A 16,470-nucleotide genomic window follows, 5' to 3' on the forward strand; every position below is an offset into this window, starting at 1 on the left:
ACCGGGCCGGCCTCATGACGTTCCGACCAGAGGAGGACGCTGATGTCCAAACGTGATTACTACGACGTGCTCGGCCTCGCGCGCGGTGCTTCTGCCGAAGAGATCAAGAAAGCCTACCGCGCCAAGGCCAAGGAACTGCACCCCGACCGCAACGCGGACAAGCCGGATGCAGAGGCCATGTTCAAGGACGTGAACGAGGCCTACGACTGCCTCAAGGACCCTGACAAGAAGGCGGCCTACGACCGCTTTGGCCACGCGGCCTTTGACGGCGGCATGGGCGGCGGGCCGCGCCCCGGCGGCGGCGGCATGGGCGGCAACGCCGATTTCGCCAGCGCCTTTTCCGACGTGTTCGACGATCTGTTCGGCGATTTCATGGGCGGCCGGCAGGGCGGGCGGCAACGCGCCTCGCGCGGGGCCGACCTGCGCTACAACCTGCGCGTGACGCTGGAAGAGGCCTACAATGGCCTCCAGAAGACGATCAAGGTGCCGACCTCGATCCAGTGCGGCGAATGCAACGGCTCAGGCGCCGAAGGCGGCGCCGAACCCACCACCTGCCCGACCTGCTCGGGCCTGGGCAAGGTGCGCGCGACCCAGGGTTTCTTCACGGTCGAACGGACCTGCCCGACCTGTTCCGGCCTGGGCCAGATCATCAAGAACCCCTGCAAGGTCTGCAGCGGCGCGGGCCGGGTGCAGAAGGAACGCGCGCTGTCGGTCAACATCCCCTCCGGGGTCGAGACGGGCACGCGGATCCGCCTCGCCGGCGAAGGCGAGGCCGGGATGCGCGGCGGCCCTCCGGGGGATCTCTACATCTTCATCGAGGTGGAGCCGCATCCGATCTTCGAACGCGAAGGCGCGGAACTGCACTGCCGGGTGCCGGTGTCGATGACCGTGGCTGCGCTGGGCGGCGACATCGAGGTGCCGACGATCGACGGCGGCCGCTCGCGCGTCAAGATCCCGGGCGGCAGCCAGTCGGGCCGCCAGATGCGCCTGCGCGGCAAGGGCATGCGCTCGCTCCGCGGTGGGGCGACGGGCGACATGTTCATCGAACTGGCGGTCGAAACCCCGGTCAACCTGACCTCGCGGCAAAAGGAATTGCTGCGCGAGTTCGATTCGCTGGCCGAGGACAACAACCCGGAATCTTCGAGTTTCTTCAAGTCGGTCAAGAACTTCTGGGACTCGATGAAGGGGTGATCTGACGAACCCGCGCAGCGGGCGGACTGTCCAGTGGACAGTCCGGTCAGATCACGGGCGAAAGCCCCGGGCCGCAGGCATCTGACGAACCCGCGCAGCGGGCGGACTGTCCAGTGGACAGTCCGGTCAGATCACGGGCGGAGCCCCGGGCCGCAGGCATCTGACGGACCTGTGCCCGGCAACAGATCTGGCGGGGCGCTGACAGGCGTCTCGCAGATCGAATGGCGTTAACCACCTGTTCACCATCCGGGCGCAGGATTCGGGCATGACCCGTGGCCCGCATTTCTCAGATTCCCAGGCAGCCCTCTTCGACATCGACGAGGCAACCGCGCGCCCCGCCAGCGGCGGCGACAAGCTGCCCTCCTACATCCGCGATCACCGCGCCCGCCTGCGCGAACGCTTTGTCATCGGCGGCGCCGACGCCCTGCCGGACTACGAGCTGCTCGAACTGGTCCTCTTTCGCGCCATCCCGCGCCGCGACGTCAAACCCCTCGCCCGGCACCTGCTCGAAACCTTCGGTGACTTCAACGCCGTGCTCTCGGCGCCGGTGCCCCGGCTCAGGGAAATCAACGGCGTCGGCGATGCCGTCGTGACCGAGCTCAAGATCGTCGAGGCCGCCGCGCACCGCCTCGCCAGGTCCCGGGTGCTGCGCAAACACGTGGTCAGCAGCTGGGACGCGCTGCTTGAGTACTGCCAGACCGCCATGGCGCACCGCGAGACCGAGCAGTTCCGCATTCTCTTCCTCGACCGCAAGAACGTCCTCATCGCCGACGAGGCGCAGGCGCGCGGCACCGTCGACCACGTGCCGGTCTACCCCCGCGAGGTGGTGAAACGCGCCCTGGAACTCAACGCCTCGGCCTTCATCCTGGTGCACAACCACCCCTCGGGGGACCCGACGCCCAGCCAGGCGGACATCGACATGACCCTGCAGATCCAGCAGGCGGCCGACGCCCTGGGCATCACCCTGCACGATCACCTGGTGATCGGCAAATCGCGCGAGCTCAGCTTCCGGTCCGAAGGCCTGCTCTGACGGCGCACGAGTTTCTTCTGGCCCAAAATATCCCGGGGGAGTCGCGCACCGCGCGACGGGGGCAGCGCCCCCGACCCGAACCCGGAGGCCGCAGGCCGAGGGGTGAGAAGGCCTGTGCGCGCGTCAGCGCGCGCCGCCGGATCACCGGACCCAGATCTCGACACGCCGGTTCACCTGCCGGCCCCAGGCACTGTCGTCGCAGGCCATGGGCATCGCCTCGCCAAAGGCCTCGACCGCGATCTCCACTTGTTCCAGGTCGGCACTCTTGGCCTCGGTCGCAACCGCGGCGCGCACGGCCTCGGCGCGTCGGCGCGCGATCTCCAGGTTCGCCGGGGCCGGTCCCACGCCGTCCGAGAACCCGACAAAGACCAGCCGCCGGCCGTCGTAATCACCCCCCTCCAGCGCGCGGGCCAGCGCCAGCACGTTGGACCGCGATTGCGCATCCAGCCGCGTCGATCCGGTCTCGAAGCGGAAGGTCGCGGTCAGCCGCTGCATCGCCGACAGGGTCCGCGTCATGTCCTGCAAGGTCCCAAGGCCGCCCGCCTCCCCGGCGACCATGACCGCGTTGGCCAGCCGGTCGCCCTGCAGGTCGCGGCTGACCTCCTCGGGGTCCTGGTCGACAAATCCCGCCTCGCGGATCACGGTCTGCGCCGGCGGGCTGAGCGAAAAGGCCAGGAAGTCGCGGGCCAGCTTCGGCAGTCGGCGGGCGGGCACATACAGGAACATCGGCGCGGTCAGCGGGTAGTCCTCGGTCTTGATGCTGCGTCGGGCGGCGCGCAGCTGAAAGCCGCAGCTGCCTTGCAGCGTCAGCGGTTTTGCCGCCCCGATCTCGGCATAGCTGGCGATGCCGAGGCCGAAGGGGTCCCGCACCACGGCGTCGACCAGCTCCAGGTTCCCGGCGTGGCGCACCGCGCTCTCGGTCACGCTCTGCCGCACCGGCGCGAGAATACGGTCCTCCAGCCCCTGCATCGCGCCCGAGCCGCTGTCGCGCAGGTGCACGGTGATCGGCGCATCCGGCCCGCCCAGGGCCTGCCAGTTTGTCACCTGCCCGGACAGCACCGCGACAAGCTCTTCGATCGACACCACGTCGACCGGGTTTCCGGGGGCGACCACGGGCACCGCCGCGTCCAGCGCCAGCACGCGGGACCGGCTGGGCTCCAGCAGGTCGCCCAGGCCCGCCTCGCGCGCGGCGGCAGCCTCGACAGGCCGGATCTCGCGCAGGGCCATGGCCATGTCGGCCTCGTCCGCCAGCAGGTCGGCAAAACCACCGTCCGTGTCGCTGATCCGCAGGTGAAAGCGGCCCAGCAACCGGTCGGACCCACCGTCGCGAACCTCGTAGACGACGGCGCCAGAGACCTCCCCGGACCGGTGCGCCGTCATCCCGCCGCGTCGGGCAAACCCCTCGATCAGCGCGGGCATCAGCACCCGGCCGATGGTGGCCGAGCCCGAGATCGTCACATCGGCCACGTAGTCGGTCAGCGAGGGGCAGCCGACACCGGTGCAGCTGACGCCGGAGCCATCCACCGTGAGTTCGCCGTAGCGGGTCTGGACGCGGTAGAATTCACCGTCAAAGCCAAGCAGCGTGCCACTGAGCGCGATCGACCCGTCCCGCGACCGCAGGGTCACGTCCTGTGCAAAAGCCGCGGCGGCCAGCGAGCAAAGGAAAAGTGCGGCGAAAACCGCCGCACGCACAATCGTCATGAATTCCTCGCCAGCCCCGCGTCACCTGGAGGCGATAGTCAGGTCTTCGACGAGGTTTTTCAACACCAGAAAGTCGCCGACAGCGTCGCAGGCCGGCATCGCGACCGACAGGTCCCGCGTCCGCAGCGACCCGCCACCGCGGATTTCCAGCGTCTGCGCCTCCACCGGCGCGCCGCAGTTCGCCTCCGTGACCTCGGCCTCGACCGACAGCAGCACCGTGCCGGTCTTGCGCGCGGTGCCGGAGGGGAAGGAGTAGATCTCGGCCATCAGCGCCTCGGGTGTGTCGGTGCGGCCGAGCCGGGTCAGGAAACCGCCTTCGCCCTTGGCGGCGGCGGTCAGGTCCCCGGCGGCGGCGGCCCAGATGTGGCCCTCGGCAAAGTACTCGGCGGAAAACTCGCGGGCGTGCAGTTGCAGCCCGGCGTCGCCTTTCCACTGCACCGCGACGCGGTCGTAGAACGGCAGCGAGGCCACCTCGGCGCTGGCCATGGCGCCGTCGCCGCCCGGGAAGGAGGCGATGAAGGCCGCCTGTTCGGCCAGCGCGGGGACGCTGACGCTGAGCGTGCCGTCGGGCTGCATGATCTCGGTGAACATCAGGCCCTGGTGGTGCAGGGTCACGCGCTCGCTGGCGCGGCAGGGCGCGGTCAGCACCACGTTGACCATCGCGCCGGCGGTCGGCTCTGCCGTCATGGTGATGTCGCAGGCAAAGCCCGTCGCGCCGGGTGCCTGGGGCAGGTCCTCGATGGGCAGGTCGACCTCGGCGGCGGCCTGCACGATCATCGGCGCTTCGGGCAGCTCCATCTCGAGCACGAGGTCGGCGGGCATCTCGGGACTGGCGGAGGCGGCCAGCGGGGCAAAGACCGCCGAGGTGGCCGGCACGACGCCGGACAGTTCCAGCCTCTCTGCCGCCTGCGGTGCCCTGGTCGGCGCGCCGAACCCGTATTGCATCACGTAGCCGGTGCCAAGCGCGCAAACCAGCGTCGCGCCGCCGATAATGTAACTGGTTAGCCGGGCCATGGTCGGACTCCTGTGCTTTTCGTCCAACCTTGACCCTGACGGGCAAAGATGGCGCGCATGGGGCGCGTCGGCGGAGTCATTTTGGCAATTCGGCGATGCCCCGGAGCGTGTCGTCACACTTCGGGGCACCGCGGGTCGTTCAGCTGAGGCGGCCGTGGCAATGCTTGAACTTGTTGCCCGATCCGCAGGGGCAGGGGTCGTTCCGGCCCGGGTTGCCCCAGGTTGTCGGATCGGTCTCGTCAAAGCCTTCGGCCGCGACGGCACCGGCACCGGCCGCCGCCGTGGCGGCGCCTTCCAGCGCCGGCGCAGGGGCAGGGGCGGGGGCAGCGGCACCGCTGGCCTTGGCGGCGGCCTCTTCCATCTTGCGCTGCATCGCGGCCTGCTGGCGGCGCATCTCTTCGATCATCGCCCGCTGTTCTTCCTCGGTCATCGGGCGGATCTTGCTGAGCTGCTCGGTCACGGTCGAGCGCAGGCCGTCCAGCATGTTCTGGAACAGCTGGAAGGCCTCGTTCTTGTACTCGTTCAGCGGGTCGCGCTGCGCGTAGCTGCGGAAGCCCACGACCGACCGCAGGTGTTCCAGCGTCAGCAGGTGTTCGCGCCACTTGCCGTCGATGGCCTGCAACAGCACCTGCTTTTCGACCTGGCGCATGGTGTCGGGGCCAAAGGCGGCGGTCTTTTCGGCCATCATCTCGTCGCTGGCCTCTTCGAGCCGTTCGCGGATCACGTCCTGGTCGACCCCGTCCTCATCGGCCCAGGCGATCAGCGGCAGGTCCATGCCCAGCTTTTCCAGCACGGCGGCATAAAGCCCCTGCATGTTCCACTGGTCGGCATAGGCCTTGGGCGGCGCGTAGATGTCGACCAGGTCGTCGATCACCTCGTGGCGCATGTCCATGGTGATCTCGGAGACGTCCTTGGCCTCCATGATCTCGCGGCGCTGGCTGAAGATCACCTTGCGCTGGTCGTTCATCACGTCGTCGAATTTCAGCAGTTGCTTGCGGATGTCGAAGTTGCGCCCCTCGACCTTGGCCTGCGCGCGCTCCAGGCTCTTGTTCACCCAGGGGTGAACGATGGCCTCGCCCTCTTTCATGCCGAGGCCCGACAGCACCTTTTCCAGCCGCTCGGAGCCGAAGATGCGCATCAGGTCATCTTCGAGCGAGAGGAAGAAGGACGACCGCCCCGGGTCGCCCTGCCGGCCCGACCGGCCGCGCAACTGGTTGTCGATGCGGCGCGATTCGTGCCGTTCGGTGGCCAGCACGAACAGCCCGCCCGCGTCCTTGACCGCCTGTTCGTCGGCCTCGTGCTGATGCTCGATCTCGGCGCGGATCTCGTCGGGGTGACGGTCGGGGCTGGCGGCGATGGCCTCCATGACCTTGAACTCGACGTTGCCGCCCAGCTTGATGTCGGTGCCGCGGCCGGCCATGTTGGTGGCGATGGTGATCGCGCCCAGCTTGCCGGCGTCGGCGACGATCTGCGCCTCCTGCTCGTGCTGGCGCGCGTTCAGCACGTTGTGCTTCAGCTTGGCCTCCTTGAGCATCTGGCTCAGCATCTCGGATTTCTCGATCGAGGTCGTGCCCACCAGAACCGGCTGGCCCTTGTCGTGCGCCTTGCGGATCTCCTCGACGATGGCGGCGTATTTCTCGCGCCCCGTGCGGTAGACCGCGTCGTCCTCGTCGATCCGGGTGATCGGCTTGTTGGTCGGCACCTCGACGACGCCCAGGCCGTAGATCTCGCTGAATTCGGCGGCCTCGGTGGCGGCGGTGCCGGTCATGCCGGACAGCTTGTCATACAGGCGGAAATAGTTCTGGAAGGTCACGCTGGCCAGGGTCACGTTCTCGGGCTGGATGTCGCAGCCTTCCTTGGCCTCGATGGCCTGGTGCAACCCGTCCGACAGGCGGCGGCCGTGCATCATCCGGCCGGTGAACTCGTCGATCAGCATCACCTCGCCGTCGCGGACGATGTAATCCTTGTCCTTCAGGAACAGCTTGTGCGCGCGTATCGCCTGGTTGACGTGGTGCACGATGGTCGTGCTTTCCGGGTCATACAGGCTCTGACCCTCGGGCAGCAGGCCGCGGGCGTGCAGCTGTTCCTCGAGGTACTCGTTGCCCTCGTCGGTAAAGCTGACGTTGCGGGTCTTTTCGTCGACGGCATAGTGTTCTTCGACCAGCTCCGGGATCAGCTTGTCGACGGCGACATACAGCTCGGACCGGTCCTGCGACGGGCCGGAGATGATCAGCGGCGTCCGCGCCTCGTCGATCAGGATCGAGTCCACTTCGTCGACGATGGCGTAGTAGTGGTCGCGCTGGAACATCTGGTTCAGCTCGGACTTCATGTTGTCGCGCAGGTAGTCAAAGCCCAGTTCGTTGTTCGTGGCATAGGTGATGTCGCAGGCATAGGCCTGCTTTTTCTCGGCGTCGGGCTGGCGCGGGTAGACGACACCGGTCGACAGGCCCAGCGCACCGAAAACGTTGCTCATCCACTCGGCGTCGCGGCGGGCGAGGTAGTCGTTCACGGTGACGATGTGCACGCCCTTGCCGGTCAGCGCGTTGAGATAGGCGGGGAAGGTGGCGACCAGGGTCTTGCCCTCGCCGGTCTTCATCTCGGCGATGTTGCCCTGGTGCAGAAAGATGCCGCCCATCAGCTGCACGTCAAAGGCGCGCAGCCCCAGCGCCCTCCTTGCCGCCTCGCGGCAGTTGGCAAAGGCCTCGGGCAGGATCGCCTCCAGGCTTTCGCCTTTCTCGATCCGCTCCTTGAATTCCTTGCTCTTGGCGATCAGGCCGTCATCGTCGAGCTTCGCGAACTCTGGTTCCAGCGCGTTGATCTTTTCCACCAGCGGACGGACGGCCTTGATCTTGCGGTCGTTCGGCGACCCGAACACCTTGCGCGCGATTTTTCCCAGCATGGTCTGATGCACCTGTTCCCAGCTTCTTGTGCGGCATCTGCTTGCCCGCCTCGCACATGAGCCATATGACGGAACGAAAGAACCGGCCTCGCAGAGCCTTTGCGGCATGTAAGGGGGCGGCCCAAAAGTGTCAACGCCGCCTACGGACGCGGCACCGATGAAGAGGACCAACCGATGTCGAAAACCCTCATGAAACTCTCGGTCGCGGCCTTCGCGATCTGTACCGCCCTGCCCGCCCTGGCGCAGGACGAGGTCACGCCGGACACGGTCGTCGCCACGGTGAACGGGACCGAGATCACCTTTGGCCAGATGCTGCTGGCCCGCGCCGCGCTGCCCGAACGGTTTCAGGGCGCCCCGAGCGAACAGCTGTGGGACGGCCTGCTGGAACAGCTGATCCAGCAGGAGGCGCTGGCCCAGTCCGACAAGGCGATCGAGAGCAAGCGCGTCGAACTGGCCCTGATCAACGAACGCCGCTCGCTGCTGGCCGCCGAGGCGATCAATGCCGTGGCCAAGGCCGCCGCCACCGACGAGGCCATCGCCGCCGCCTACCAGGCACAATACGTCGAGGGTGACCTGGGCGTTGAATACAACGCCTCGCACATCCTGGTCGAGACCGAGGAAGAGGCCAAGGCCATCGCCGAGGAACTGCGCGGCGGCGCCGATTTCACCGAGACCGCGCAGGCCAAATCGACCGGCCCCTCGGGCCCCAGCGGCGGCGCGCTCGGCTGGTTCGGCAAGGGCCGCATGGTGGCCCCCTTCGAAGAGGCCGTCGTGGCGATGGAGCCGGGCACGATCTCGGACCCGGTGCAGACGCAGTTCGGCTGGCACGTGATCCGCCTGAACGAAACCCGCGCCATCGACGCCCCGCCGCTGGACCAGGTCCGCGACGCGCTCAGCCAGCAGGTCCAGCGCGACGCGGTGCAGGCCTTCATCGACGATCTGGTCGATGGCGGCGAAGTGACGCGCATGGACCGCGCCGAGATCGACACCTCGGTGATCAACAACCTCGGCCTGCTGGGAGACTGACCAGATGCCCCCGCGTTCCCCCCTGGCCCCTGACGCCTTCCCCGAGCTTCCGGTCATCGGCGGCGCCCGCTTCGCCTATGTCGAAGCCGGGGTGCGGTACAAGAACCGCCCCGACGTGATGCTGGCGGTGCTCGATCCGGGCACCGTCATGACCGGCGTCTTCACCCGGTCGGCCACCCGCTCGGCCTGCGTGCTGGACTGCCAGCGCAAGATCACCGGCGACGACGGCGGCAAGGGCGCGGCGATCCTGGTCAACTCGGGCAATTCCAACGCCTTCACCGGCCGCGCCGGCGAAGACTCGGTCAACGCCATCTGCAAGGCCGTGGCCGAGATCACCGGCGTGCCCGAGTACCGCGTCTTCACCAGCTCCACCGGGGTGATCGGCGAACGGCTGCCGCACGACCGCATCACCGCCAAGCTGGCGGAGCTGAAGGACAAGCTGTCGCCCAACGCCCTGCCCGACGCCGCCCGCGCGATCATGACCACCGACACCTTCCCCAAGGCGGCGACCGCCGAGATCGACGTCGACGGCAAGACCGTCCGCATCGCCGGCATCGCCAAGGGCTCCGGCATGGTCGCGCCCGACATGGCGACCATGCTGGTCTACATCTTCACCGATGCAAGGATCGGCCGGGACGCCCTGCAATCGCTGGTCTCCGAGATCAGCGACAAGACCTTCAACAACATCACCGTCGACAGCGACACCTCGACCTCGGACACGCTGCTGATGGCGGCCACCGGGGCCTCGGGCGTCGATGTGACCTGGAACGCCGAGTTCACCCAGGCGCTCTACGACGTGATGCTGGATCTCGCCCACCAGGTGGTGCGCGACGGCGAGGGCGCGACCAAGTTCGTCACCGTGCATGTCACCGGCGCGGCCTCGGACGCCGATGCCCGCACCCACGCGCTGTCGATCGCCAATTCGCCGCTGGTCAAGACGGCGCTTGCCGGCGAGGACCCGAACTGGGGCCGCATCGTCATGGCGATCGGCAAATCCGGCGCCAGGGCCGAGCGCGACCTGATCTCGATCCGCTTCGGCGAGATCCTCGTCGCGGAAAAGGGCTGGGTGGCGCAAAGCTACAAGGAAGCCGACGGCGCGGGCTACTTCAAGAGCCCCGAGATCGACATCAACGTCGACCTCGGCATCGGCGAGGGCATGGCCACGGTCTGGACCTGCGACCTGACCCACGGCTACATCTCGATCAACGCCGACTACCGCTCCTGACCGCCAGGTTTCTTCTGGCTGAAAATATCCCGGGGGGGGCGCCGCAGGCGCGGGGGCAGAGCCCCCTCTGCGGCGCTCCCTCCCTCGGAGACCCCACCCGATGAAGATCATCCTCGTTTCCGCCGTCGCCCTGATCGACGCCGATGGCCGCGTGCTGCTGGCCCAGCGTCCGCAGGGCAAGAGCATGGCCGGCCTGTGGGAATTCCCCGGCGGCAAGGTCGAACCGCAGGAAACGCCCGAGGCCGCGCTGATTCGCGAACTGCACGAGGAGTTGGGAATCGAAACCTGGTCCAGTTGCCTCGCGCCGCTGACCTTTGCCTCGCACGGCTACGACGATTTCCACCTGCTGATGCCGCTCTTTGCCTGCCGCAAATGGGGCGGCATCCCGCAGTCGAAGGAAGGGCAGGCGCTGAAATGGGTGCGCAAGGACCAGTTGCGCGACTATCCCATGCCGCCGGCCGACATTCCGCTGATTCCGATCCTGAGAGACTGGTTGTAGACAAGCCGCTTTGTGCCGCGGCGCGGCGCCGGTCTTGGGCATTTGGCGAGAAATGTTCAGACTTTGGTCGCGTCTGAGGGGAAAAACGGCATTTTCGTGACGTATTTCAGTGGAACTGTTGCCGCGGACGGCCTAATTATTGCAACAGATGGACATTGGGAGATGCCTTCATGTTGCGGACCATCATCATCGGCAGCTGTGTATCCGTGCAGGGCCTGCTGGAACGGACGTTTCCAGACGGGCGAATCTCGGTCCGGGTTGGGGACCGGGTGTTCGTCGGCCTGCCCGTCAACGCCGCCTGAGCGGTCCGCGCGTCCCGGGCCTGACCCGCGACCTTCGGCCAGCCACACCACACCGTTTGCCACAGGGCCCAAAAAAAAGACCCCCGCTTCGGGGGTCTTTTTCGTTTCCATGTGCCGGCCAGATCAGCTGAGCTTGCGCTCGATCTCTTCGCGCTCGAAAATCTCGATGACGTCGCCGGGGCGGATGTCGTCGTAGTTCTCGAAGGCCATGCCGCATTCCTGGCCCGACTGGACCTCGGCGACCTCGTCCTTGAACCGCTTCAGTGTCTTCAGCGTGCCTTCGTGGACAACCACGTCGTCGCGCAGCAGGCGCACACCGGCGGACCGGCGGGCAACGCCCTCGGTCACCAGGCAGCCCGCGACCTTGCCCACGTTGGAGACCTTGAAGACCTCCTTGATCGTGGCATAGCCGATAAAGTTCTCGCGGATCTCGTTCGACAGCAGGCCCGAGGCCGCCGCCTTCACGTCGTCCACGAGGTCGTAGATCACCGAGTAGTAACGGATCTCCACGCCCTTCTGGTTGGCCGCGTTGCGGGCGGTCGCGTTGGCGCGGACGTTGAAGCCGATCACCGGGCACCCCGAGGCTTCGGCCAGGCCGACGTCGGTCTCGGTGATCGCACCCACGCCGTAGTGGATGACGCGCACGCGCACTTCCTCGTTGCCGATCTTCTCCATCGCCTGGACGATGGCCTCGGCCGAACCCTGCACGTCCGCCTTGACGACGATCGGCAGCTCGCTGACGTTCTTGTCGTCCTTGGCCTTCTGCAACAGCTGGTCCAGCGTGGTGGCGGCACCGGCCGCGGCGCGCTTTTCCTTGGCCAGGTTGGCGCGGTATTCCGCGATCTCGCGGGCCTGCGCCTCGGTCGCGACGACGTTCAGCACGTCACCGGCCTCGGGCGTGCCGTTGAGCCCCAGCACCTCGACCGGGACCGACGGTCCGGCCTCGGCGATGCGCTCGCCCTTGTCGTTGATCAACGCGCGGACCTTGCCGTACTGCTCGCCCACGACAAAGATGTCGCCCTGCCGCAGCGTGCCGGTCCGCACCAGCACGGTGGCCACGGGGCCGCGGCCCACGTCCAGCTGCGCCTCGATCACGGCGCCTTCGGCGGCGCGGTCGGGGTTGGCCTTGAGTTCCAGGATTTCCGCCTGAAGCGCGATGGCCTCCAGCAGGTTGTCCAGGCCCTTGCCGGTCAGGGCAGAGACCTCGACGTCCTGCACGTCGCCGGACATTTCCTCGACCACGACCTCGTGCTGCAACAGGTCGGTGCGCACCTTGGTCGGGTTGGCCGAATGCTTGTCGATCTTGTTGATCGCCACGATCATCGGCACCTTGGCCGCCTTGGCGTGGTTGATCGCCTCGACGGTCTGCGGCATCACGGCGTCATCCGCCGCCACCACCAGCACGACGATGTCCGTCACCTGCGCCCCGCGCGACCGCATCGAGGTAAAGGCGGCGTGGCCCGGCGTGTCGAGGAAGGTCAGCACGGCCCCGCTGTCGGTTTCCACCTGGTAGGCGCCGATGTGCTGGGTGATGCCGCCGGCTTCGCCCGCGGTCACCTTGGTGTTGCGGATCGCGTCCAGCAGCGAGGTCTTGCCGTGGTCGACGTGACCCATGATCGTGATCACCGGCGGCCGCGGCTTGAGATCCTCGGGCGCATCGGCGACCTCGTGGATCACGTCCTCGACGTCGGCGTCGGAGACGCGCGTCACCCGGTGGCCGAATTCCTCGATGATCAGTTCCGCGGTGTCGGCGTCGATGGTCTGGTTCTGTGTCGCCATGATGCCGCTCTGCATCAGCGACTTGACCACGTCGGCCACGCGCTCGGCCATCCGGTTGGCCAGTTCGGCCACGGTGATCGCCTCGGGCAGCTTGACGTCGCGCACCACCTTCTCGCGGCTCGCGGCGCCGCCCATGGCCTTCTGCCGGGCACGCTCCTGCTTGCGCTTCATCGCCGCCATCGACTTCTGCCGGCCGCCTTCGCCACCGGACAGCGCCTGGTTCAGCGTCAGCTTGCCTGCGCGGCGGTTGCCGTCCTCGCGGACCCGGCCACGGCCACGGCCTGCGTCATCGCGGCTGTCGCGATCGGCGACGGGGGCGCGGCGCGGAGCCTCTTCGGCTTCCTTGGTCTTCTTGGGCTTGGCGCGGGACTGGTCCTCGGCCTTGGGCGCGGGCTGAGACGCCGCCACGGCCGCCGCCTTGGCGGCTTCCTCGGCTTCGCGGACCTTGCGCTCTTCTTCCTCGAGCTTGCGGCGCATGGCCTCTTCGGCCTCGCGCTGCTCGCGCTCCTTCAGTTCCTTCTCGGCGCGCATGCGCTCGCGCTCTTCGGCGCGGGCCTTTTCATCGGCCTCGCGCTGCGCGGTTTCCTCGACCTCGCGGGCCTTCGCGGCCTGCAGGGCCTTCAGGCGCCGTTCCATTTCCGCATCGGAAATGCCGGCCGGACGCTTGCCGCCCGAACCGCCAACCGAACCGCCCTTGCCGCCGCCACCGCCGGTGGCCGCAGCCACGCCCGGCTTCGGCACCACGACGCGCTTGCGCTTGGTCTCCACCACGACGTTCTTGGTCCGTCCATGGCTGAAGCTCTGCTTCACGCTGCCCGAACGGGCCCCGCCACGTACGCCCAAAGTCTTCTTGCCGTCGTCATCGCTCATCAAGCTACTTCATCCTTTCCGGTGGCCCCTGCCACCGCGATCCGCGTCAAACCCGACGCGTACACCCTTCAAGCGTTGGGCTTCCTCTACAATACGCGGCACGAGTCCGCCAGAGCCTAGCGCCGCATGTATGACAGTTTGTCGGCCAAAGGCCGCGCCCAGTTCATCTGCCGTCAACCAGCCGATATAGCGGCCACCGTAGGGCGTCGACAGTTTCGACTTGCCACGCCCCGACCCGTCCTCGGCCTGGATCAGCACCGTGGCCTCCTCTGTCTGGAGCCACGACTTTACCTTCTCATAACCGGCAACGGCCTCACCGGACTTGCGGGCCAGCGAGATCAGATCGACCACCCGCTTGACCAGCATCTGCTCGATCAGATCGGGCAGACCGTCCGGCACCTTCACCGGCTGTTTCAATGCCCGCGAGAACAACCCTTTGGAGGCCGCCTTTTCAACGGCCTCCCGATTGGCCGACACATATACGCCGCGTCCGGGCAATTTACCAGCCAGATCGGGCACGACGCGGCCATCCGGCCCCAGAACAAAGCGGATCAGCCCGTCTTTCGGCTGCACTTCGCCGGTGGCGATGCACTTCCGCTCGGGTCCGTCCGTCGTGTCCGTGTCGTGTCCGCCGCGAGTCATGCCTTGTCTTCTTCCTCCGCGTCGTCGCCTTCGACGGCCAGCTCTTCGTCCGACTCGTCTTCGGTCGCGGTCGGATCGACCCAGCCCAACAGGACGCGCGCGGTCATCACCAGGTTCTGCGCTTCTTCGAGGTCGACCTCGAACTTTTCCAGCAGCCCTTCGTCCTTGACGCGCTGCCCGTCGACCGTGGTCCAGCCGCCGGCCAGTTCCCAGTCGGCGCAGGTGGCAAAGTCTTCCAGCGTCTTGATGCCGTCCTCGGCCAGCGCCACCAGCATCTGCGGCGTCAGGCCCTCAAAGCTCACAAGGCTGTCGTCGACGCCCATCTCGCGGGCCTTTTCCAGCGCCTTGCGCGCCTGCTCTTCCAGGTGCTCGCGTGCCCGGGTCTGCAGTTCGCGGGCGGTGTCCTCGTCGACGCCGTCGATGACCAGCAGTTCGTCCTGCTCGACATAGGCGACTTCCTCGAGGTTGGTGAAACCTTCGGAAACCAGCAGCTGGGCAAAGAATTCGTCGAGGTCCAGCGTGTCCATGAACAGCTGCGTGCGCTCTTCGAATTCCTTCTGGCGGCGCTTGGATTCCTCTTCCTCGGTCATGATGTCGATGTCGAGGCCGGTCAGCTGCGAGGCAAGCCGCACGTTCTGGCCGCGCCGGCCGATGGCCAGGCTCAGCTGCTCGTCCGGCACCACGACCTCGATGCGCTCGGCGTCCTCGTCCAGGACGACCTTGGTCACCTCGGCCGGTTGCAGCGCGTTCACCAGGAAGGTCGGCATGTCCTCGTTCCACGGGATGATGTCGATCTTTTCGCCCTGCAACTCGTTCACCACGGCCTGCACGCGGCTGCCGCGCATGCCGACGCAGGCGCCGACCGGGTCGATGCCGCTGTCGTAGGAGATGACGGCGATCTTGGCGCGGCTGCCCGGGTCACGGGCGACGGCCTTGATCTCGATGATGCCGTCGTAGATCTCGGGCACTTCCATCTTGAACAGCTCGGCCATGAACTCGGGCGCGGTCCGCGACAGGAAGATCTGCGGGCCGCGGGTCTCGCGGCGCACGTCCTTGATGAAGCAGCGGATGCGGTCGCCGGGGCGATACGATTCGCGGCCGATCTTCTCGTTGCGGCGCAGGATCGCCTCGCCGCGGCCCACGTCGACGATGACGTTGCCGTATTCCTCGCGCTTGACGGTGCCGTTGATGATGGTGCCGGCGCGGTCCTTGAACTCGTCGTACTGGCGGTCGCGCTCGGCTTCGCGGACCTTCTGCAGAATCACCTGCTTGGCCGACTGCGCGGCGATCCGGCCCAGCTCGACCGGCGGCACTTCCTCGACAAAGGTGTCGCCGACCTTCGGCTCGGCCATGTACTGCTTGGCCTGCTGGACGGTCATCTCGGCCTGGTAGTTCTCAAGCTCTTCGTCCTCGACCACGGTGCGCACGCGGGTAAAGGTCGCCCGGCCGGTCTTGCGGTCGATCTTGACGCGGATGTCCATCTCGGCGCCGTAGCGGGACTTCGCCGCGCGGGCGAGGCTCTCTTCCATGGCCTCGACCACCAGCGACGGGTCGATCATCTTCTCGCGGGCGACCGCCTCGGCGGTCTGCAAGAGCTCCAGCTGGTTTGCTGACGTGATTGCCATTCTTCCTACTCCTCCTCGCGAGCCGTGTCGGTCTCGATCTCGTCAAACTTGGTTTCGTCCAGGACCGCATCGGCTTGGTCCGGATCGGCGGTGTCGTCGCCGGGTGCGTTGGCGGCGGCCTTGCGGCCCTTCAGCATTTCCTTGATCAACTCGTCGGTCAGGATCAGCTTGGCGTCAGACAGCCAGTCGAACTTCAGTCCGATGGTGCCCTCGTCCATGTTGACCAGGATCTCGTCGTCCTCGACCCCGGCCAGCACGCCGCGGAACCGCTTGCGCCCGTCGATCAGCTCGTCGGTTTCCAGCCGCGCCTCGTAGCCCTCAAAGGTGTCGAAGTCCTTCAGCCGGGTCAGCGGGCGGTCGATGCCGGGGCTCGAGACTTCCAGCGTGTAGGCCTCGACGATCGGGTCCTCAACGTCCAGCACGGCGCTGACGGCGGTCGAGATCTGGGCGCACTGGTCCACCTCGATCCCGCCTTCGGGGCGTTCGGCCATGATCTGAAGGGTCGGGATCTGCCCGCCCATCAGCCGGATGCGGACCAGTTCGAACCCCATGTCTTCGATCACCGGCTGGACGATCTCGGCGATCCGCTTGTCCATGCCAGTCTTGGCGATCATGTCGGTCATGTCTGTCCTGCCTTTCGGACACAAAAAAACGGGCCAGCGGCCCG

At 67.1% G+C, this 16,470-nt stretch carries 13 protein-coding genes; 6 read left to right on the plus strand and 7 right to left on the minus strand.

What is annotated here, in order from left to right; genetic code table 11:
* Positions 1-42 precede the first annotated feature (42 nt).
* Both dnaJ and radC read left to right on the plus strand, forming a co-directional pair.
* A complete protein-coding gene (dnaJ, locus tag MAA8898_RS02645; protein WP_094019400.1) occupies positions 43-1,191 on the plus strand; it encodes a molecular chaperone DnaJ in 1,149 nt (382 codons plus the stop codon).
* 265 nt (positions 1,192-1,456) lie between these two features.
* Entirely contained in the window at positions 1,457-2,221 is a 765-nt protein-coding gene (gene radC / locus MAA8898_RS02650; protein ID WP_094019401.1) for a RadC family protein, read from the plus strand.
* A gap of 141 nt (positions 2,222-2,362) precedes the next feature.
* On the opposite strand, the gene MAA8898_RS02655 is transcribed toward radC, so the two are convergent.
* The 3 genes from MAA8898_RS02655 to secA all read right to left on the minus strand — a co-directional run bounded on the left by MAA8898_RS02655 (position 2,363) and on the right by secA (position 7,835).
* Positions 2,363-3,922, minus strand: coding sequence for a substrate-binding domain-containing protein (locus MAA8898_RS02655; RefSeq protein WP_094019402.1), 1,560 nt, complete (start codon positions 3,920-3,922; stop codon positions 2,363-2,365).
* Positions 3,923-3,943: 21 nt separating this feature from the next.
* On the minus strand, positions 3,944-4,936 hold the full coding sequence (locus tag MAA8898_RS02660) for a translocase (RefSeq protein ID WP_094019403.1): 993 nt from the start codon (positions 4,934-4,936) through the stop codon (positions 3,944-3,946).
* Between the two features lie 139 nt (positions 4,937-5,075).
* Positions 5,076-7,835, minus strand: a complete 2,760-nt coding sequence (gene secA, locus MAA8898_RS02665) for a preprotein translocase subunit SecA (RefSeq protein ID WP_094019404.1) — start codon at positions 7,833-7,835, stop codon at positions 5,076-5,078.
* A gap of 174 nt (positions 7,836-8,009) precedes the next feature.
* On the opposite strand from secA, the gene MAA8898_RS02670 reads away from it, so the two are divergent.
* The 4 genes from MAA8898_RS02670 to MAA8898_RS27025 all read left to right on the plus strand — a co-directional run bounded on the left by MAA8898_RS02670 (position 8,010) and on the right by MAA8898_RS27025 (position 10,887).
* Positions 8,010-8,861 carry a peptidylprolyl isomerase gene (locus MAA8898_RS02670; protein ID WP_094019405.1) on the plus strand — a complete coding sequence of 284 codons (852 nt, stop codon included), beginning with the start codon at positions 8,010-8,012 and terminating at the stop codon, positions 8,859-8,861.
* Between the two features lie 4 nt (positions 8,862-8,865).
* Positions 8,866-10,086 carry a bifunctional glutamate N-acetyltransferase/amino-acid acetyltransferase ArgJ gene (gene argJ, locus MAA8898_RS02675; RefSeq protein WP_094019406.1) on the plus strand — a complete coding sequence of 407 codons (1,221 nt, stop codon included), beginning with the start codon at positions 8,866-8,868 and terminating at the stop codon, positions 10,084-10,086.
* Positions 10,087-10,186: 100 nt separating this feature from the next.
* Positions 10,187-10,585, plus strand: coding sequence for a (deoxy)nucleoside triphosphate pyrophosphohydrolase (locus tag MAA8898_RS02680; RefSeq protein WP_094019407.1), 399 nt, complete (start codon positions 10,187-10,189; stop codon positions 10,583-10,585).
* 170 nt (positions 10,586-10,755) lie between these two features.
* Positions 10,756-10,887 carry a hypothetical protein gene (locus MAA8898_RS27025; RefSeq protein WP_094019408.1) on the plus strand — a complete coding sequence of 44 codons (132 nt, stop codon included), beginning with the start codon at positions 10,756-10,758 and terminating at the stop codon, positions 10,885-10,887.
* A 123-nt stretch (positions 10,888-11,010) separates the two neighbouring features.
* On the opposite strand, the gene infB is transcribed toward MAA8898_RS27025, so the two are convergent.
* The 4 genes from infB to rimP are packed head-to-tail and all read right to left on the minus strand — an operon-like array spanning position 11,011 to position 16,426.
* Positions 11,011-13,536, minus strand: a complete 2,526-nt coding sequence (infB, locus tag MAA8898_RS02690) for a translation initiation factor IF-2 (RefSeq protein WP_094019409.1) — start codon at positions 13,534-13,536, stop codon at positions 11,011-11,013.
* A gap of 9 nt (positions 13,537-13,545) precedes the next feature.
* Positions 13,546-14,178 (minus strand): RNA-binding protein, encoded by a 633-nt coding sequence (locus tag MAA8898_RS02695; RefSeq protein ID WP_094019410.1) that lies wholly within the window; start codon positions 14,176-14,178, stop codon positions 13,546-13,548.
* The gene (gene nusA, locus MAA8898_RS02700; protein WP_094019411.1) at positions 14,175-15,803 is read right to left on the minus strand and encodes a transcription termination factor NusA; all 1,629 of its coding nucleotides are present in this window, start codon (positions 15,801-15,803) and stop codon (positions 14,175-14,177) included. The genes MAA8898_RS02695 and nusA overlap by 4 nt, the downstream gene beginning before the upstream one ends.
* 5 nt (positions 15,804-15,808) lie before the next feature.
* Positions 15,809-16,426 (minus strand): ribosome maturation factor RimP, encoded by a 618-nt coding sequence (rimP, locus tag MAA8898_RS02705; RefSeq protein ID WP_094019412.1) that lies wholly within the window; start codon positions 16,424-16,426, stop codon positions 15,809-15,811.
* Between the last annotated feature and the right edge of the window lie 44 nt (positions 16,427-16,470).

Source organism: Antarctobacter aquimaris, assembly GCF_900184945.1.
GTDB classification, from domain to species: Bacteria; Pseudomonadota; Alphaproteobacteria; order Rhodobacterales; family Rhodobacteraceae; genus Maliponia; species Maliponia aquimaris.

Coding starts and splice junctions, on each gene's coding strand:
- MAA8898_RS02655 (WP_094019402.1), bottom strand. CDS start 3,922: ATGACGATTGTGCGTGCGGCGGTTTTCGCCGCACTTTTCCTTTGCTCG.
- MAA8898_RS27025 (WP_094019408.1), top strand. CDS start 10,756: ATGTTGCGGACCATCATCATCGGCAGCTGTGTATCCGTGCAGGGCCTG.
- dnaJ (WP_094019400.1), top strand. CDS start 43: ATGTCCAAACGTGATTACTACGACGTGCTCGGCCTCGCGCGCGGTGCT.
- secA (WP_094019404.1), bottom strand. CDS start 7,835: ATGCTGGGAAAAATCGCGCGCAAGGTGTTCGGGTCGCCGAACGACCGC.
- MAA8898_RS02695 (WP_094019410.1), bottom strand. CDS start 14,178: ATGACTCGCGGCGGACACGACACGGACACGACGGACGGACCCGAGCGG.
- argJ (WP_094019406.1), top strand. CDS start 8,866: ATGCCCCCGCGTTCCCCCCTGGCCCCTGACGCCTTCCCCGAGCTTCCG.
- MAA8898_RS02680 (WP_094019407.1), top strand. CDS start 10,187: ATGAAGATCATCCTCGTTTCCGCCGTCGCCCTGATCGACGCCGATGGC.
- infB (WP_094019409.1), bottom strand. CDS start 13,536: ATGAGCGATGACGACGGCAAGAAGACTTTGGGCGTACGTGGCGGGGCC.
- rimP (WP_094019412.1), bottom strand. CDS start 16,426: ATGACCGACATGATCGCCAAGACTGGCATGGACAAGCGGATCGCCGAG.
- nusA (WP_094019411.1), bottom strand. CDS start 15,803: ATGGCAATCACGTCAGCAAACCAGCTGGAGCTCTTGCAGACCGCCGAG.
- radC (WP_094019401.1), top strand. CDS start 1,457: ATGACCCGTGGCCCGCATTTCTCAGATTCCCAGGCAGCCCTCTTCGAC.
- MAA8898_RS02670 (WP_094019405.1), top strand. CDS start 8,010: ATGTCGAAAACCCTCATGAAACTCTCGGTCGCGGCCTTCGCGATCTGT.
- MAA8898_RS02660 (WP_094019403.1), bottom strand. CDS start 4,936: ATGGCCCGGCTAACCAGTTACATTATCGGCGGCGCGACGCTGGTTTGC.